At 73.3% G+C, this 16,236-nt stretch carries 14 protein-coding genes; 12 read left to right on the forward strand and 2 right to left on the reverse strand.

Annotation, left to right across the window (positions count from 1 at the left end):
• The first annotated feature begins 10 nt into the window (after positions 1-10).
• The 5 genes from AC3A5R_RS07675 to AC3A5R_RS07695 all read left to right on the forward strand — a co-directional run bounded on the left by AC3A5R_RS07675 (position 11) and on the right by AC3A5R_RS07695 (position 7,099).
• The gene (locus AC3A5R_RS07675) at positions 11-469 is read left to right on the forward strand and encodes an SAV_6107 family HEPN domain-containing protein (RefSeq protein WP_487620169.1); all 459 of its coding nucleotides are present in this window, start codon (positions 11-13) and stop codon (positions 467-469) included.
• Between the two features lie 29 nt (positions 470-498).
• Positions 499-4,410 (forward strand): DNA polymerase III subunit alpha, encoded by a 3,912-nt coding sequence (locus tag AC3A5R_RS07680; RefSeq protein WP_487620535.1) that lies wholly within the window; start codon positions 499-501, stop codon positions 4,408-4,410.
• Positions 4,411-4,554: 144 nt separating this feature from the next.
• Entirely contained in the window at positions 4,555-5,319 is a 765-nt protein-coding gene (locus AC3A5R_RS07685; protein ID WP_487620170.1) for a class I SAM-dependent methyltransferase, read from the forward strand.
• Positions 5,320-5,364: 45 nt separating this feature from the next.
• Positions 5,365-6,624, forward strand: a complete 1,260-nt coding sequence (dinB, locus tag AC3A5R_RS07690; RefSeq protein ID WP_487620171.1) for a DNA polymerase IV — start codon at positions 5,365-5,367, stop codon at positions 6,622-6,624.
• Positions 6,625-6,697: 73 nt separating this feature from the next.
• Positions 6,698-7,099 (forward strand): DUF3040 domain-containing protein, encoded by a 402-nt coding sequence (locus tag AC3A5R_RS07695; RefSeq protein ID WP_487620172.1) that lies wholly within the window; start codon positions 6,698-6,700, stop codon positions 7,097-7,099.
• Positions 7,100-7,228: 129 nt separating this feature from the next.
• Here the strand turns inward: AC3A5R_RS07695 and AC3A5R_RS07700 are convergent, their stop codons facing one another.
• Together AC3A5R_RS07700 and AC3A5R_RS07705 are read right to left on the reverse strand one after the other, a co-directional pair.
• Positions 7,229-7,717 carry a DUF456 domain-containing protein gene (locus AC3A5R_RS07700; RefSeq protein WP_487620173.1) on the reverse strand — a complete coding sequence of 163 codons (489 nt, stop codon included), beginning with the start codon at positions 7,715-7,717 and terminating at the stop codon, positions 7,229-7,231.
• Positions 7,718-7,799: 82 nt separating this feature from the next.
• Entirely contained in the window at positions 7,800-8,024 is a 225-nt protein-coding gene (locus tag AC3A5R_RS07705) for a DUF7455 domain-containing protein (protein ID WP_487620174.1), read from the reverse strand.
• 429 nt (positions 8,025-8,453) lie between these two features.
• Here AC3A5R_RS07705 and AC3A5R_RS07710 point away from each other — a divergent pair, with 429 nt between their 5' ends.
• From AC3A5R_RS07710 to AC3A5R_RS07740, 7 genes are all read left to right on the forward strand, one after another.
• Positions 8,454-10,589, forward strand: a complete 2,136-nt coding sequence (locus tag AC3A5R_RS07710; RefSeq protein WP_487620175.1) for a DNA gyrase/topoisomerase IV subunit B — start codon at positions 8,454-8,456, stop codon at positions 10,587-10,589.
• 152 nt (positions 10,590-10,741) lie between these two features.
• Entirely contained in the window at positions 10,742-11,995 is a 1,254-nt protein-coding gene (locus tag AC3A5R_RS07715) for an AAA family ATPase (RefSeq protein ID WP_487620176.1), read from the forward strand.
• A 17-nt stretch (positions 11,996-12,012) separates the two neighbouring features.
• A complete protein-coding gene (locus AC3A5R_RS07720) occupies positions 12,013-12,900 on the forward strand; it encodes a DUF58 domain-containing protein (protein ID WP_487620177.1) in 888 nt (295 codons plus the stop codon).
• Positions 12,887-13,369, forward strand: coding sequence for a hypothetical protein (locus tag AC3A5R_RS07725; protein WP_487620178.1), 483 nt, complete (start codon positions 12,887-12,889; stop codon positions 13,367-13,369). The genes AC3A5R_RS07720 and AC3A5R_RS07725 overlap by 14 nt, the downstream gene beginning before the upstream one ends.
• Entirely contained in the window at positions 13,360-14,349 is a 990-nt protein-coding gene (locus AC3A5R_RS07730) for a vWA domain-containing protein (RefSeq protein ID WP_487620179.1), read from the forward strand. Before AC3A5R_RS07725 ends, AC3A5R_RS07730 begins: the two co-directional genes overlap by 10 nt.
• Positions 14,346-15,356 (forward strand): VWA domain-containing protein, encoded by a 1,011-nt coding sequence (locus tag AC3A5R_RS07735; protein ID WP_487620180.1) that lies wholly within the window; start codon positions 14,346-14,348, stop codon positions 15,354-15,356. The genes AC3A5R_RS07730 and AC3A5R_RS07735 overlap by 4 nt, the downstream gene beginning before the upstream one ends.
• Positions 15,353-16,231 (forward strand): tetratricopeptide repeat protein, encoded by an 879-nt coding sequence (locus AC3A5R_RS07740; protein ID WP_487620181.1) that lies wholly within the window; start codon positions 15,353-15,355, stop codon positions 16,229-16,231. The genes AC3A5R_RS07735 and AC3A5R_RS07740 overlap by 4 nt, the downstream gene beginning before the upstream one ends.
• Positions 16,232-16,236 lie beyond the last annotated feature (5 nt).

The following is a 16,236-nucleotide window of genomic DNA, read 5'->3' on the forward strand; positions in this document are numbered from 1 at the left end:
GAGCCGACCCGTGGCTGCCGCCCCGCTGCACCGCCCACCCATCTCGGTCGCCGTGCTCACCCTGCTCGACCGCTCGAGGGACACCCTCGAGTCGGCCTGCCGCGCGAGCGAGGCCACCGAGCGCTACCGCGACGCCCACCTCGGGGCCCTCCGTGCCGCTGCCGCCCTCGTCGCGGCCCGCACGGCGCCGACGCCACGGTCCCGGCCCCGCAGCGTCTGGCAGGTGCTGCCCGTCGTCGCCCCCGAGCTGGGGGAGTGGGCCGCCTTCTTCGCCGCGTGCTCCGCGCGCCGGTCCGTCGTCGACCGCGGCGGCCACATCGCCCCGCGCGAGGCCGACGACCTGCTCCGGCAGGCCGAGATGTTCCTCGAGATCGTCCAGGACCTGCTCGGGGTGCCGATCGCCGTGCCGCTGCCACGGACCATCACCCCGGTCTCGTCCGGGTCGAGGAGCCGTGCGAGCAGGGCATGACAGGCACGACCACCACCAGCACCACCGGCATGACCACCACGGGCCCGGCGGTCTCGTCGGTCAGGGCCGCCCGCGGCGGCGACGGTTTCGTCCACCTGCACGTCGCGAGCGGCTACTCGATGCGCTACGGCACCGCCACACCGCGCCAGCTCGTCGAACGGGCCGCCGCCTGGGGGCAGCCGGCGCTCGCGCTCACCGACCGCGACGGCCTCTACGGGGCAGTCAAGTTCGTCCGCGCCTGCATGGAGCACGACGTCGCGCCCGTCCTCGGCGTCGACCTCGCGGTCGAGCCGCCGGGCGCCGGTCGCCCGCGTCGGGCCGAGCACGTCCGCACCCCGGTCCGGGGCGGCGCCCTCGTCGACCCGCGCCTGCCCCGTGTCACCGTCCTGGCCCGCGGCCAGGCCGCCGGCCTCGCACCCGGGCTCGGGTGGGCGGCCCTGTGCCGCCTCGTCACGGCCACCCACCTGCGCGGCGAGCGCGGCACGCCGGTCACGACGCCGGCCCTCCTCGCCGAGCACGCCCGCCCCGACACCCTTCCCGAGGCCGGGCCCGCGCCCCTCGTCGTCCTGCTCGGGCCCGACTCCGACGTCGGCCGCGCCGTCCTCGCCCGCCGCCACGGCGAGGCCCGGGCAGCCCTTGAACGGTGGGTCGCCCAGCTGCCGCCCGGGGCCGTCGTCGTCGAGCTCGTCTGCCACGGCGGCCCGGAGCACCTGCCGGGCAGCCTCGGCCAGGCCGGCCGGATGCTCGCCCTCGCCCGTGAGGTCGGCGTGCCCACCGTCCTCACCGCGGCGGTGCGCCACGCCGACCCCCAGGACGCCGCCGTCGTCGACGTCCTCGACGCCGCCCGCCGGCTCGTCGCCCTCGACACGCGCCACCTCGACCGCGTCACGACCGCCGGCCACCTCGCGCCGACACCGGTCATGCACGCGCTCGCCCTCGACGTCGTCCAGGTGTCCGGCCCCGGCCTCGTCGGGGGTGGGGCGCTGGCCCGCGAGCACGCCCACGAGCTCCTCGCGCGCACCACGGCCCTCGCCACCCAGTGCGTCCAGGACCCGCGCGCCGACCTCGGCATCGGCTCGGTGCACCTGCCCGAGCCCGACGTCCTCGGCATCCGTCCCGGCACCAACCCGCAGCACGTGCTCGCCCGCCGCTGCCGCGAGTCGATCGCGAGCCGCTACCCCGACCGGTCCGGGCCCGAGCTCACCGCCGTCAGCGACCGCCTCGAGGACGAGCTCGGCGTCATCGAGACCCTCGGCTACGCCACGTACTTCCTCACCGTTGCGCAGGTGTGCGACCTCATCCGCGAGATGGACGTGCGCGTCGCGGCCCGCGGCTCCGGCGCCGGCTCGCTCGTCAACTACCTGCTCGGCATCTCCGGCGTCGACCCGATGCGCCACGGCCTGCTCATGGAGCGGTTCTGCTCACCGCTGCGCGCCGAGCTGCCCGACATCGACATCGACGTCGAGTCGGCCCGGCGCACCGAGATCTACGAGCGGATCCTCGAGCACTTCGGCGGCGAGCGCGTCACGTGCGTCTCGATGATGGACACCTACCGGGTGCGCCACGCGATCCGCGACGCCGGGGCCGCGCTCGGGCTGCCGCCACCCGAGATCGACGCCATGGCCAAGGCCTTCCCGCACATCGCCGCCCGCAACGTGCGCCACGCCCTCGCCGAGCTGCCCGAGCTGCGGGCGTCCGGCCTCGACGTGCCGCGCCTGCAGCTGATGTTCGACATCGTCGAGCGCCTCGACGGCCTGCCCCGGCACATCGCCCTGCACCCGTGCGGCGTCGTGCTGTCCGACTCCGGCCTGCTCGACCGCACCCCCGTCGAGGCCAGCTGGCTCGGGTTCCCGATGAGCCAGTTCGACAAGGACGACGTCGAGGAGATGGGCCTGCTCAAGCTCGACGTCCTCGGCATCCGGATGCAGTCGGCGATGGCCCACGCCGTCGAGGAGGTCGAGCGCGTCGACGGCGTCCGCGTCGACCTCGACGACGAGGAGCAGGTGCCCTTCGACGACGAGCCGACCTTCGAGATGATCCGCTCCACCCGCACCCTCGGCTGCTTCCAGATCGAGAGCCCCGGGCAGCGCGAGCTCATCGGCAAGTTCGGCCCGCGGACCTTCGAGGACCTCATCGTCGACATCTCGCTGTTCCGGCCCGGCCCGGTCAAGAGCGACATGATCGTGCCGTTCCTCAACGCCCGCCAGGGCTGGAAGGAGCCGGCCTACCTGCACCCGACGCTGATCCCGGCGCTCGAGGAGACCGAGGGCGTCGTCGTCTTCCACGAGCAGGTCCTCAAGATCGTCGCCGAGACCACCGGGGTCAGCCTCGCCCACGCCGACGAGGTGCGTCGGGCCCTCGGCACGCCGGCCGGGCAGGAGCGGATCGAGGGGTGGTGGCGCCCGGCGGCGCGGGCCCGGGGCTACGCGCCCGCCGACGTCGACCGCATCTGGGAGGTCCTCAAGGCGTTCGCCTCGTTCGGGTTCTGCAAGGCGCACGCCGCGGCCTTCGCGCTGCCGACCTACCAGTCGGCCTTCCTCAAGGCCCACCACCCGGCCGCGTTCCTCGCCGGCGTGCTCACCCACGACCCCGGCATGTACCCCAAGCGGCTCATCCTCGACGACGCCCGCGCCTTCGGCGTCGCGATCCTCGGCCTCGACGTCAACGCCTCCACCGGCACGTACCGGTTCGAGCGCACCGACGACGGCGACCAGGCCATCCGGCTCTCGCTCGCCGACGTCCACGGCATCAGCGAGGCCGAGGTCGCGCGCGTGGTCGCCGGGCAGCCGTACTCGAGCCTGGCCGACTTCTGGCAGCGGGCCCAGGTCTCGCGCCCGGTCGCCGAGCGGCTCGTCCTCGCCGGGGCGTTCGACTCGATCCACGGCATCGACCTCGGCGGCCCGTCACGCCTCGACGACGCCGGCGGCCTGACGCGCCGGGCCCGCAGCGGCCTCGGCCGGCGCGGCCGGGTCACCCGGCGCGACCTGCTCCTGCACGTCGCCGAGCTCGACCGGTGGTCCTCCTCGCAGCGCCGGTCAAGCCGGCGGGTCGCGGCCGCGAGCCGGTCGCGTGGGCGGGTCACGTCGGTGTCGGCCACCGGCGACATCCGTGCCCTCGCTGCGGCCCAGTCGCAGGCGTCCGCGGGGGCGCCCGAGCACCTCGCCACCCAGCTGACCCTCGACCTCGGCGACGCGCCCCAGCTCACCGCCACGAGCGGCCTTCCCGAGATGACCGGCCCGGAGCGGGTCCGGGCCGAGCTCGAGGTGCTCGGGCTCGACGCGTCGGGCCACGTCGTCGACTTCTACCGCCCGCTGCTCGACGCCCTCGGCGTCACCCGGGCCCGTGACCTGCTCGCGGGCCGCAGCGGCCGCGAGGTGTGGGTCGCCGGGGTCAAGGTCGCCACCCAGACCCCGCCGATCCGCTCCGGGCGACGCGTCGTGTTCCTCACCCTCGACGACGCCAGCGGCCCGGCCGACCTCACCTTCTTCGAGGACGTCCAGGGCCCGTACGCCGCGACGGTGTTCCACTCCTGGCTCATCCTCGCCCGCGGCCTCGTGCGGCGCACCGGCCCGCGGGGCGTCTCGATCCGGGCCACCGGTGCGTGGGAGCTGTCCGCGCTCCAGGAGGCGTGGACCGCCGGCGGCGTCGAGGCCGTCCACGCGGCCCTCGAGGAGGCCGACCGCGCGGCGTGGGAGCGGGCCGGTGCGCTCGAGGGCCCGGGCTCCGGCGTCGGGGAGACGCCGGAGGGCCGGCGTGTCCTCGTCCACGCGTCGGGGTTCCGGCAGTCGCCGTACGCCGACATCCGCCCGGCGGGCGAGGAGGTGCGCGGGGCCCGGGGCACGGCCGGGCTCGTCCCGACCGACCCGAGCGGTGGCATCGGTGGCGTCGGTGGCCCGCCGCGCAAGCTGTGGCACGCGAGTCCGGGAAGCTCGGGGCACTAGGGTGATGACGCACACGAACCACCACATCGACCCCGTCGGCGGCACGTCCGCCGTGCCCGCCGGGCCCGCGACCGCCGCTCCCGGCGCCGGACGCGCCGCCCGGCCCGGCCCGCGGGGTGAGCGAGCCCCACGACGGAGGACCCCGTGCCCGACGAGCAGCGCCCCCAGCGACGCGGCGGAGTCCGGCCCTCGGCCGTCGTGTCCGCCGTCGGACGCATCGCGAGCGAGTGCGCCGACCGCCTCGGCCGGCCGCTCGACGTCCTCGACCTCGGGGGCGGCACCGGCGGCGTCGCCGTCCCGCTCGCCGAGGCCGGTCACCGCGTCACCGTCGTCGACCCCAGCCCCGACGCGCTCGCGGCCCTGGCCCGCCGTGCCCGCGAGGCCGGCATCGTCGACCGGGTCACCGGCGTCCAGGGCGACGGCGACACCCTCGCCAGCGTCCTCGCCGACCACTCCGTCGACCTCGCCTGCTGCCACGGCACCCTCGAGTTCGTCGACGACCCCGACGCGACGCTGCGCGCTCTCGCCGCGGCACTGCGCCCCGGTGGCGTCCTGTCGCTGCTCGTCTCCGGCCGCCTCGCCGTCGTGTTCGCCAAGGCGATCGCCGGCGAGTTCGCCCAGGCCCGCGCCGCGCTCGTCGACCCGTCCGGTCGGTGGGGTGGCACCGACCCGCTCCCGCGCCGCTTCGACGCCGACCAGCTCGAGGCGCTGCTCGGTGCCGCCGGCTTCACCGACGTCCAGGTCCGCGGCACCAACATCGTCGGCCACCTCGTACCGGCCTCCCTCGTCGACTCCGACGCCGACCGGGCGGCTCTCGCCGAGCTCGACGACCTGCTCGTCTCCGGTCCCGGCCGCGAGTTCCTCCGCACGCTCGGCAATGCCCTGCACGTCGTCGCCCGCCGCGACTGACGGGCCCGTCGCAGTCGGTGCGCCCATCGGGACGGGGGGTCAGCTGTGAGCCGCCGCCAGTTCACGGCCCCGACGCGTCCGGACGGCCGACCACCCGACGACACCGGGTGCACCGTCCTGCACGTCGACATGGACGCCTTCTACGCGTCGGCCTCGCTCATCTCGCGGCCCGACCTGCGCGGCAAGCCGGTCATCATCGGGGGAGCGGGCGGCCGCTCGGTCGTGCTGTCGGCCACCTACGAGGCGCGCGCCTTCGGGGTTGCCTCGGCGATGCCGATGGCCCGGGCCCGGCGGCTGTGCCCGCAGGCGGTCGTCATCGAGCCGGACCACCGGCGCTACGCCGCGATCTCCGAGGCCGTCATGGCCACCTTCGCCACCGTCACCGACACCGTCGAGCCGCTCTCCCTCGACGAGGCCTTCCTCGACGTCTCCGGCGCGGTGCGGCGCCTCGGCAGCCCGACCACCATCGCCGAGCGGCTGCGCGACACCATCGCCGACGAGCAGGGCATCACGTGCTCGGTCGGAGTGGCGCCGACGAAGTTCGTCGCCAAGCTCGCCTCGAACCTCGCCAAGCCCGACGGGCTCATCGTCGTGCCGCGCGAGGAGGTCGTCTCCTTCATCCACCAGCTGCCGGTCGCGGCCATCTGGGGTGTCGGCGACAAGACCGAGGAGCACCTGCACCGGCTCGGCCTGCGCACCGTCGCCGACCTCGCCCACACGCCGGTCGAGACCCTCCAGCGCGCCCTCGGTGACGTCGCCGGCCGCAACCTGCACGACCTCGCCTGGGGCCGTGACCCCCGGCACGTCGTGCCCGAGCGTCGCGAGAAGTCGATCGGGGCCGACGAGACCTTCGCCCACGACATCGACGACCCGGTCCGCATCCACCGCGAGCTGCTCCGCCTCGCCGACCGCACCGCGGCCCGGGCCCGGACGGCCGGGATGTCGGGGCGCACCGTGTCGATCAAGGTCCGGTTCGCCGACTTCACGACGATCACCCGGGCCAAGACCCTGCGCCACCACACCGACGTCTCGCGCGACATCTACGCCACCGCCCGCGAGCTCTACGCCCGGCTCGGCCTCCAGCGAGCCCGCATCCGCCTCGTCGGCGTCCGCCTCGAGGGGCTCGTGCCATCCGAGAACGCCCCCATCCAGGCCCGCCTCGACGAGCCGGAGAAGGGGTGGCGCGACGCCGACCGTGCGGTCGACCGGGCGAGCGCTCGCTTCGGTGCCGGGTCGGTGCGGCCGGCCAGCCTCATGCGTGAGCCGACCTCGGGTTCCCATCGTGAGACGCGGGACCTATCCTGAGGGAAAGAGACCCCCAGTCGGGTGTCGCCGGAATACGATTGGTGACAGTCGAGATCGCACAGGGAGGTGCCTAGTGGCACTCTCGGAACACGAGGAAGCCCTGCTCCAGCAGATGGAGGAGGCCCTCTATGCCGAGGACCCGCGCTTCGCGTCGCGGATCCGCAAGACCAAGTCGCGCGGCGCCGGGCGAGGCAGGATCGTCGCCGGAGTCATCGCGGGTGTGGCGGGCTTGGCGCTCGTCGTCTTCTCGGCCATGAGCAGCACGATCTGGCTCGGTGCCGTGGGCTTCGCGATCATGGTCGCCGGCATCGTCTACGCGATCACGCCGTCGAAGACGCGCCTCGCGGCCGTCGACGAGAACGGCACGCCCAAGCCCCGGACTGCCGGTCGTCAGCGCGCCACGAGCTCGCGGCAGGCCACCTTCATGGAGCGCCTCGAGGAGCGTTGGGAGAAGCGTCGCCGCGACCAGTGGTGACACCACGCCACGACCGCACGAACGGAAGGCCGCCATCCCGCCGGGAGGCGGCCTTCGTGCAGGTTCGGCAGGTTCCGGCGCCGTCGCACGGCCATCCGGTGTGAGAAGCGCCACGTGGGAGACGCGCGGTCACGGACGCGTCAGGTAGACCCCTGCCACCCACGTCACGAGGATCCCGACGGCCGTCAGCAGCTCGATGCCCATGCTCGTGGCGACCGCCCGCACGGCCTCTCTGGTGGCCGACCAGGCTCGGGCGTGCTCGCGGTGCTTGATGCGCTCGAGCAGGTAGACGGTCAGGACGAAGCCGAGTGGTCCGCCGATGACCGGGACGACGAAGAAGCCCACCACGGCCACGAGCGCGGCGACCGCCACGAAGGTCGAGTCGACGCCGCGGCTGGTCATCCGCCGGCCGGGCACGAGGTACTTGGCCGTCATGCCCACGGCGAGGAGCACCGTCGCCACCGCGAGGACGGCCCAGCCGGCCGCGTCCTGACGCAGCAGCGCCCACGCGAGGACACCGCCCCAGACCAGGAGGAGTCCGGGCAGGACGGGTACCACGACGCCAGCGGTCCCGACCAGCATGGCCACGAGGATCAGGAGGTTCGTCTCGGTGATCACGGGTCAGCCGGTCGGGACCGCTGGGACGTGTGGTGGACGCATCGCGTCCGTGGGCTCCGTTGCCGCGCTTCGGTCCTGCCGGTCAGCGCTCGTCGACCTCGGCGGAGGCCGGCGTCTCGATGAGCCGGGCCGTCTCGTCGTGGATGTCAACGGCCTTGTCCGCCAGCGCCGGGAGGTGCTGTCGTCCGTGGTGCGCGCAGAAGAGCAGCTCGCCGCCGCTGACGAGGCGGGCGCGGATGTAGGCCTGGGCGCCACACCGGTCGCAGCGGTCTGCTGCAGTCAACTCGGGTGCCAGTGCTGTCGTCATCTCAGTGCTCGCCTTCTCTCTGTTCCTCGGGGGCCTCCCCGGAGGGAGTTCCGATGTCCTCGAGGCTCGGGGCTCCTGCGTCTGCCCGTCGTCCTCGCGGCTGTTCCAACAGTGAATCACGCGGAATGCTTCCCCGATGGCACGCTCGGCTGCAAGGGCCCCGCAAGATTCCCGGATCGTTACCGACTGTCGAGGGTTCGGAGCCGATGACGGTCCGGATGCCTCGCAGCCCGGCCCCCCTCCGCCGGCACCTGTTTCCATACCCGGGCGGGACCCGTCGCCCTCGCCGCGAGCCTCCGATGGGTCGTCGGCGGTGGTGGCTAGGCTGCAGGGTGCCGGTCGGGACCGGTGGACCCTCCGTGGACTCCCCGTGAAGCCCCCTCCCGCCGCCGGCGAGCAGTCCGACGAAACGAGAGAGAACCGACACCTGTGGCCTCCGCCTCCCGCCCCGCCCCCTCCGGCAACGGCGACTACACCGCGCGTCACCTGCAGGTCCTCGAGGGCCTCGAGGCCGTGCGCAAGCGTCCCGGCATGTACATCGGCTCGACCGACCAGCGCGGCCTCATGCACTGCCTCTGGGAGATCATCGACAACGCCGTCGACGAGGCGCTGACGGGCGTCTGCACCGGCATCGAGGTGATCCTCGGCTCGGACGGCTCGATCGAGGTGCGCGACAACGGCCGCGGCATCCCCGTCGACATCGAGCCGCGCACCGGCCTGTCCGGCGTCGAGGTCGTCTTCACCAAGCTGCACGCCGGCGGCAAGTTCGGCGGCGCCTCCTACGCCGCCACCGGCGGCCTGCACGGCGTCGGTGCATCGGTCGTCAACGCCCTGTCCGCACGGCTCGACGTCGAGGTCGACCGCGGCGGCAAGACGTACGGCATGAGCTTCCGACGCGGTGAGCCCGGCACCTTCACCGACGCCGCGGGCGCCCCGCACTCGCCGGAGGCGTCGTTCACGCCCTACGAGCGAAAGAGCGCACTGCCCGTCGTCGGCAAGGCCAAGCGCGGCGTCACCGGCTCGCGGGTGCGCTTCTGGCCCGACCGGCAGATCTTCCTCAAGGACGCCGAGCTCGACTACGACGCCATCCTCGGCCGCGCGCGCCAGACCTCCTTCCTCGTCCCCGGCCTCCGGCTCGTCATCCGCGACGACCGCCGGCTCAAGGGCACGCCGGGCGAGGAGGGCCCGATCGAGGACGTCTTCCAGCACGACGGCGGCATCACTGACTTCGTCGAGTTCCTCGCGCCCGACACCCCGATCACCGACGTGTGGCGCCTGGAGGGCTCGGGCACCTTCACCGAGACGGTCCCGGTCCTCGACGTCAACGGCCACATGACGCCCACCGAGCTCGAGCGCGAGTGCGGCGTCGAGGTGGCGCTGCGCTGGGGCCAGGGCTACGACACGAAGATGCAGTCCTTCGTCAACATCATCACCACGCCCAAGGGCGGCACCCACGTCGCCGGCTTCGAGCAGTCGATCGTCAAGGTGTTCCGCAAGCAGCTCGAGGTCAACGCCCGCCGGCTCAAGGTCGGCAACGACAAGCCGGAGAAGGACGACATCCTCGCCGGCATGACGGCGGTCGTCACGGTGCGCCTGGCCGAGCCGCAGTTCGAGGGCCAGACCAAGGAGGTCCTCGGCACCAACGCCGTGCGCGCCATCGTGGCGAAGGTCGTCGAGAAGGAGCTGACCGAGCGCCTCACCTCGACCAAGCGCGGCGACAAGGCCCAGGCCGCGCTGCTGCTCGAGAAGGTCGTCTCGGAGATGAAGTCGCGCATCAGCGCGCGGCTGCACAAGGAGACGCAACGGCGCAAGAACGCCCTCGAGAGCTCGACGCTGCCCTCGAAGCTGCGCGACTGCCGCACGACCGACGTCGAGCGCTCCGAGCTGTTCATCGTCGAGGGTGACTCGGCGATGGGCACCGCCAAGGAGGCGCGCAGCTCCGAGTTCCAGGCCCTGCTGCCGATCCGCGGCAAGATCCTCAACGTCCAGAAGGCGTCGGTCTCCGACATGCTGAAGAACGCCGAGTGCGCCTCGATCATCCAGGTCATCGGAGCCGGCTCGGGCCGCAGCTTCGACCTCGACGCAGCGCGCTACGGCAAGGTCATCATCATGACCGACGCCGACGTCGACGGCGCCCACATCCGCACCCTGCTGCTGACGCTCTTCTTCCGCTACATGCGCCCGCTCGTCGACGCTGGCCGCGTGTACGCGGCGATGCCGCCGTTGCACCGCATCGAGGTGATCAACGCGGGCGCCAAGAAGAACGAGCTCATCTACACCTACAACGAGGTGGAGATGCGTCGCACCCTCGCCCGGCTCGAGAAGTCCGGCAAGAAGATCAAGCAGCCGATGCAGCGCTACAAGGGCCTCGGCGAGATGGACGCCGACCAGCTGGCCGACACGACGATGGACCCGCGCCACCGCACGCTGCGCAAGGTGACCATGCGCGACCTCGAGGCTGCCGAGCGGGTCTTCGAGCTGCTCATGGGCAACGAAGTGGCACCGCGCAAGGACTTCATCATCGGGTCCGCGTCCGAGGTCGACCGGGAGCGCATCGACGCCTGAGGCCACCCGAGGGGGCAGCTGGGGAGCAGCTGGGGGAGCAGCTGCTGGCGCGGGCCGGGTTGGGCGTCCGCCGGACGCCGCCCGGGGTGGCGTGCTTACGATGTGCGTGCCGGCGGGGCTCCCTCCGGCGTTGTCGTCGAGAAGGGGTGTCGATGGTGGGCAACGGCGGAGCCGACCGTTCGGTGGACGCGGAGCACGACGAGCGCTGGGCAGGGCCCGCCGGGCGTCCGCAGGCGGACGCGGGCACCGAGGGGGAGAGCTTCACCGTCGAGGTGCCGGTCGATGCCACGGGGTCAGCGGCGGCGCAGGCCGACCCGTCCGCGCCGGTCGAACCCGACCAGCTGTCCGCGGGCCCGGCCGTCCCCGACGAGGACGTCGCCGTGGCCCGGATCGACGAGGCCCCGGAGCGCACCGTGCCGGCCACGAGCTACCTCTCGCCCGACGAGCTGCGCTGGGCCGGCGACCGCATCGGCGCCATCTCGGGCTCCTTCGCGGCGCGCGTCGTCGGGCAGGCCCGACTGCAGGAGACCCTCCTCATCGCCCTGCTCACCGGCGGCCACGTGCTGCTCGAGAGCGTGCCGGGCCTGGCCAAGACGACAGCCGCCCAGACGGTCGCGCAGGCGGTCGGCGGCCGGTTCCACCGCATCCAGTGCACGCCCGACCTGCTGCCGAGCGACATCGTCGGCACGCAGGTGTACAACCAGCACTCCGGCGCGTTCGAGACCCAGCTCGGCCCGGTCCACGCCAACTTCGTGCTCCTCGACGAGATCAACCGCAGCAGCGCGAAGACCCAGTCGGCGATGCTCGAGGCGATGCAGGAGCGGCAGACCTCGATCGGCGACCGCAGCTACGCCCTGCCGGACCCGTTCCTCGTCCTCGCGACCCAGAACCCCATCGAGCAGGAGGGCACCTACCCGCTGCCCGAGGCTCAGCTGGACCGCTTCATGCTCAAGGACGTCCTCGACTACCCGTCGCCGGCCGAGGAGGCCGAGGTGCTGCGGCGCATCGATGCCGGGGTGTACGCCCGGCCGGGCACGCCGGTCGTGTCGACGGACGACGTCAAGCAGCTGCAGGGCCTCGTGTCGCGCGTCTACATCGATCCGGCGATCGTCAACTACGTCGTCGGGATCACGTACGTGACGCGCCACCCGCGCGACTACATCGAGTCGCGTCTGGCCGGCTACGTCGACTTCGGGGCGAGCCCGCGGGCGAGCATCGCCTTCACGAGCGCAGCGCGTGCCCGGGCTCTCATCGACGGCCGCAACCACGTCGTGCCCGACGACGTCAAGGCGCTGACGCACCGGGTGCTGCGCCACCGGGTCACGCTCGGGTTCGAGGCCGTGGCCGACGAGGTGCCGGTCGAGCGCGTCATCGACGCCATGGTGGGCGGGATCCGCACTCCCTGACCGGGGCGGGAGCCACCATGCCGACGACGCTGCTGACCCGGGTGAAGAGCAAGCTCTTCGTCCACGCCCGCCGGAGGTCGCGCAGCCTCCTCGAGGGCGAGTACGCGTCGGTCTTCCACGCGCGCAGCCTCGACTACGACGACCTGCGGGCGTACGTGCCCGGCGACGAGGTGCGCGACATCGACTGGAAGGCGACGGCGCGCCACCAGGCGCCCCTCGTCAAGCGCTACGTGGCGACGCGCAAGCAGAACCTCATGCTCGTCGTCGACACCGGCCGCGGCATGGCCGCGACGACCCGCAGCGGCGAGCCGAAGAAGGACGTCGCGATCGCCGCCGCCGGGCTCGTCGGCTACCTCGCCGAGCGCCACGGGGACCTCGTGGGCCTCGTGCGCGGCACCGCCACCACGACGGTGTCCCACGAGCTGCGGGGTACGGAGGCCCACCTCGAGCTGCTGCTGCGCGCTGTCGACGCCGCGACCCGGCTCGACGCGGACCAGAGCAACCTCGCGACCCAGCTGCGGTGGGTCGTGCGCAACGTGCGTCGCCGGCTCGTGCTGCTCGTCGTCGCCGACGACCGCGACCTCGACCCCGCCCTCGACGACCTCCTGCGGCGGCTCCACGTGCAGCACGAGATCCTGTGGCTCACCGTCGAGGACGCCGACCCGACCGCCGTCGAGGGCGACCGCACCACCTACGACGTCGCCGACACCTACACGCTGCCGACGCTCGTGCGCCTCGACCGGAAGGTGCGAGCGGCCTACGCGCGCACGGTGCAGGATCGGGTGCAGCGTACGGCCACCCTGCTCGACCGCCGCGGCATCAACCACGCCCGGCTCGGCTCGAGCGACGAGGTCGTGCCGACGGTGTTCGCCCTGCTGGAGAGGCAGCGTCGTGCACGCCGCTGACGCGCCGCCGCCCGGCTTCTACGCCCCGGACCCGTACGCGTCGCGGTGGCTGTGGCTCGGCATCGGTGCGCTCGTGCTCGTCGCGCTCTGGTACGTGTGGGTGCTGTGGTCGACGCGGCGGCGCCGGGTCGTCGTGCCGCCGCGGATCACGCCCGACCGGCTGACCCGGCTGCGCGCCGACTACACCCACCAGATCGACGTCGTCCTCGGCCGGGCCGCGGCCGGTGAGATCACCCAGCGGCGGGCGCACCAGCAGCTGAGCGTTCTCGTGCGGCACTTCGTCCAGGAGGTCTCCGGCGTCCACGCGCCGACGATGACCCTGACCGAGCTCACCGCGTCGGGGGAGCGGTTCACCCCGGTCTCGCACGTCGTCGGGCGCCTCTATCCGGGCGAGTTCGCCCCGCACGAGGCGCAGACCGTGGCGGGGGCCGGCGAGGTGGCCAAGCAGGTGGTGGCGCGATGGGCCTGACCTCCCTCGACCTCAGGTGGCCGGCGGTGCTCACCGTCGGCCTGCTCGTCGTCGTCGCCGCCGCCGTGGGCGTGTACCGGCTGCGGGTGCGTCGCTCCGCGCGGGCCGGGGCGGCCGTGGCCAACTCCCGGGCGCTGACCGAGCTGCCGGAGTTCCGCCACGCCCTGCGCGTCCACCGGGTCCGGATGGGCGTGCTCACCGGCAGTGCGGCCCTGCTGGCCTGCGCGGCACTGCTCGGGGCGGCACGGCCCCTCGACACCACCATCGACAAGCCGCAGACCCGGTCGCGCGACATCATGCTGTGCCTCGACATCTCCGGGTCGATGGCCGCCTACGACGCCGAGCTCGTGGCCACCTTCAAGTCGCTCGTCAGCAGCTTCGAGGGCGAGCGCATCGGCCTCGTCATCTTCAACTCCTCGGCGGCCACGGTCTTCCCGCTCACCGACGACTACGACTTCATCAACGACGAGCTCGACACGGCGGCCGACGCGCTCGGCGGCGACCCCGACCAGGAGTCGTTCTTCGCCGGGACGTTCAACGGACGCGGCACCTCTCTCATCGGCGACGGGCTCGCGACCTGCGTGTCGAGCTTCGACCGCGTCGACCTCCAGCGCGCCCGCTCGGTCGTCTTCGCCACCGACAACCACGTGGCGGGGCGCCCGATCATCGACCTCCCCGAGGCCGGAGAGCTGGCCAAGGCCAAGGGCGTCCGCGTCTACGGCCTCAACCCTGAGGAGGACGGGCCCGACGACGAGGCCGCCGAGATGCGCCAGGTCGTCACGGGCACGGGCGGGCAGTACTACCCGATGAGCGACCCGTCAGCCATCAAGGGCATCGTCGACGCGGTCCAGACCCAGGAGGCCACGATCATCGACTCCGCGGCCCGGGCGCTCTACTCCGACAACCCGACCGTGCCGATCCTCCTCGCCGGGGTGGGCCTCGTCGGGGTCGTGGGAGCGAGCCGGAGGTGGTCGACGTGAGCCTCCTGCCCGTCCTTCCCTGGCCGGTCCTGCTCGTCCTCGTCGTGGCGGGCCTGGCCGCCGTGTGGTGGAACCCGTCGTCGCGGGCGACGCCGGGGGAGTCGCGAGGCACCCACTGGCGCCTCACCGCCGGGGTCGTCCTGCTCGGCCTCGCGGCGCTGCGCCCCGGGCTGCCGGGGGACCAGGCGGACACCACGGCGGCCAACCTCAACGTCTACTTCGTGGTCGACACGACGAGCAGCATCATCGCCGAGGACTACGGCGACGGTCAGCCCCGCATCGCCGGAGTCGCGGCCGACATCGCCGCCATCGCCGAGCGCCTGCCCGGGGCCCGCTACAGCGTCGTGACCTTCGACCAGGCCACCCGCGTGCGGCTGCCGCTGACCACCGACACCAACGCGCTCGACGCCGCGCTCCAGACGCTCATGCCCGAGCCGTCGGAGTACTCGCACGGGTCCTCGGTCACCGAGGCGAACGACCGGCTCAGGACGCTGCTCGAGCAAGCGCGGCAGCGCACCCCGGAGCGCGGCCGGATCGTCTACTACCTGGGTGACGGCGAGCAGACGGCCCCCGACCCCCCGACTCCCTTCGCCATCGACCACGCGCTGGTCAACGGCGGCGCCGTGCTCGGCTACGGCACCAGCGAGGGCGGCCGGATGAAGTCGACGCGTTCGCGGTTCGACTCGAGCGCCTCCTACATCAAGGACCCCTCGACCGGGGAGGACGCGCGCTCGGTCATCTCCGAGCCGACGCTGCGGCAGATCGCCGAGCAGCTCGGTGTCCCGTACGTGCACCGTCAGGCCGGTGACGGCGTCGACGAGGCGCTCGCCGACGTCGACCTCGCCCAGTTCGGCACGAGCGAGCAGCTGGAGAAGCAGAAGGTCGCGGCGCGGCGCGAGCTCTACTGGGTGGCGCTCGTCGGCCTCGCGGGGATCGCGGCGTGGGAGGTCGGTGCGGGCGCCGCCGCGCTCGCCCAGACCCGCCGACGCAAGGAGGTGGGGTCATGACCTCGCTGCTCGACCGACCCGTGCCCGCCCCCGGGGACGCCCCCCGCTCCGGAGGACGACTGGCGTCCCTGCGCTCGCGGCTGCCGGGTGGCGCGCGCGGCCGTGCGGAACGGTCCGACCTGCTGCCCCGGCCGCCTCAGGTGCGGCGCCGCCGGCGCCGCCTCGTGCTGGCATCCTTGCCCGTCGCCGTGCTGCTGGTGCTCGTCGCGGCGCGGCTGCTGACGCTCAACGTCGTCCACGACCGCACGCTCGACGCGTACACGGCCGGCGACGCCGAGCGCACGATGACGTGGGCGCAGCGCCAGGGATGGGTCAACGTCGTCGAGCAGTTCCGGGCCCCGTTCGCCGTCGGCGACGCACACATCCTCACCGGCCACTACGCCCTGGCCCGCCCGTGGTTCGAGCAGGCCTTCGAGCTGGTCCCCAAGGGTGGGATCGACGACTGCAAGGTGCGCGTCAACCTCGGACTGACCTACGAGGCGCTCGGTGACGACGCCAAGGCGCGTGAGCGTACCGACGAGTGGAAGCAGTTCTACGACAAGGGGATCCGCATCACCAAGGAGCGGCCGCCGCTGTGCGACGCCCCCGAGGGCGGCCAGACCGGCGACCAGCTCCAGCAGGCGCAGCAGCGGATGCAGCAGAAGAACGCCGACGCGCCGCCCGACCAGGGACAGGGCAACGACAACCAGCCGCGGCCCGGCCCGACGCCCCAGCCGACCCCGACGCCCGACCCGAACCACACGCCGAGCCAGGAGGAGCAGGACTACCTCCAGCAGCAGCAGCGCCAGAACACCATCGAGCGCAACCAGCAGCAGGGCCAGGACGACCGGATCCAGCCCGGCGACGGCGGCCAGACCTACTCCAAGCCCTGGTGAGGCTC

Source organism: Intrasporangium sp. Soil_C_50 (assembly GCF_057656595.1).

What these genes read in the sequence shown, in the direction of transcription:
- AC3A5R_RS07705 (WP_487620174.1), bottom strand. Translation starts at nt 8,024, where the DNA reads ATGACGACAGCACTGGCACCCGAGTTGACTGCAGCAGACCGCTGCGAC.
- AC3A5R_RS07680 (WP_487620535.1), top strand. Translation starts at nt 499, where the DNA reads ATGACCACCACGGGCCCGGCGGTCTCGTCGGTCAGGGCCGCCCGCGGC.
- AC3A5R_RS07720 (WP_487620177.1), top strand. Translation starts at nt 12,013, where the DNA reads ATGCCGACGACGCTGCTGACCCGGGTGAAGAGCAAGCTCTTCGTCCAC.
- AC3A5R_RS07715 (WP_487620176.1), top strand. Translation starts at nt 10,742, where the DNA reads ATGGTGGGCAACGGCGGAGCCGACCGTTCGGTGGACGCGGAGCACGAC.
- AC3A5R_RS07740 (WP_487620181.1), top strand. Translation starts at nt 15,353, where the DNA reads ATGACCTCGCTGCTCGACCGACCCGTGCCCGCCCCCGGGGACGCCCCC.
- AC3A5R_RS07730 (WP_487620179.1), top strand. Translation starts at nt 13,360, where the DNA reads ATGGGCCTGACCTCCCTCGACCTCAGGTGGCCGGCGGTGCTCACCGTC.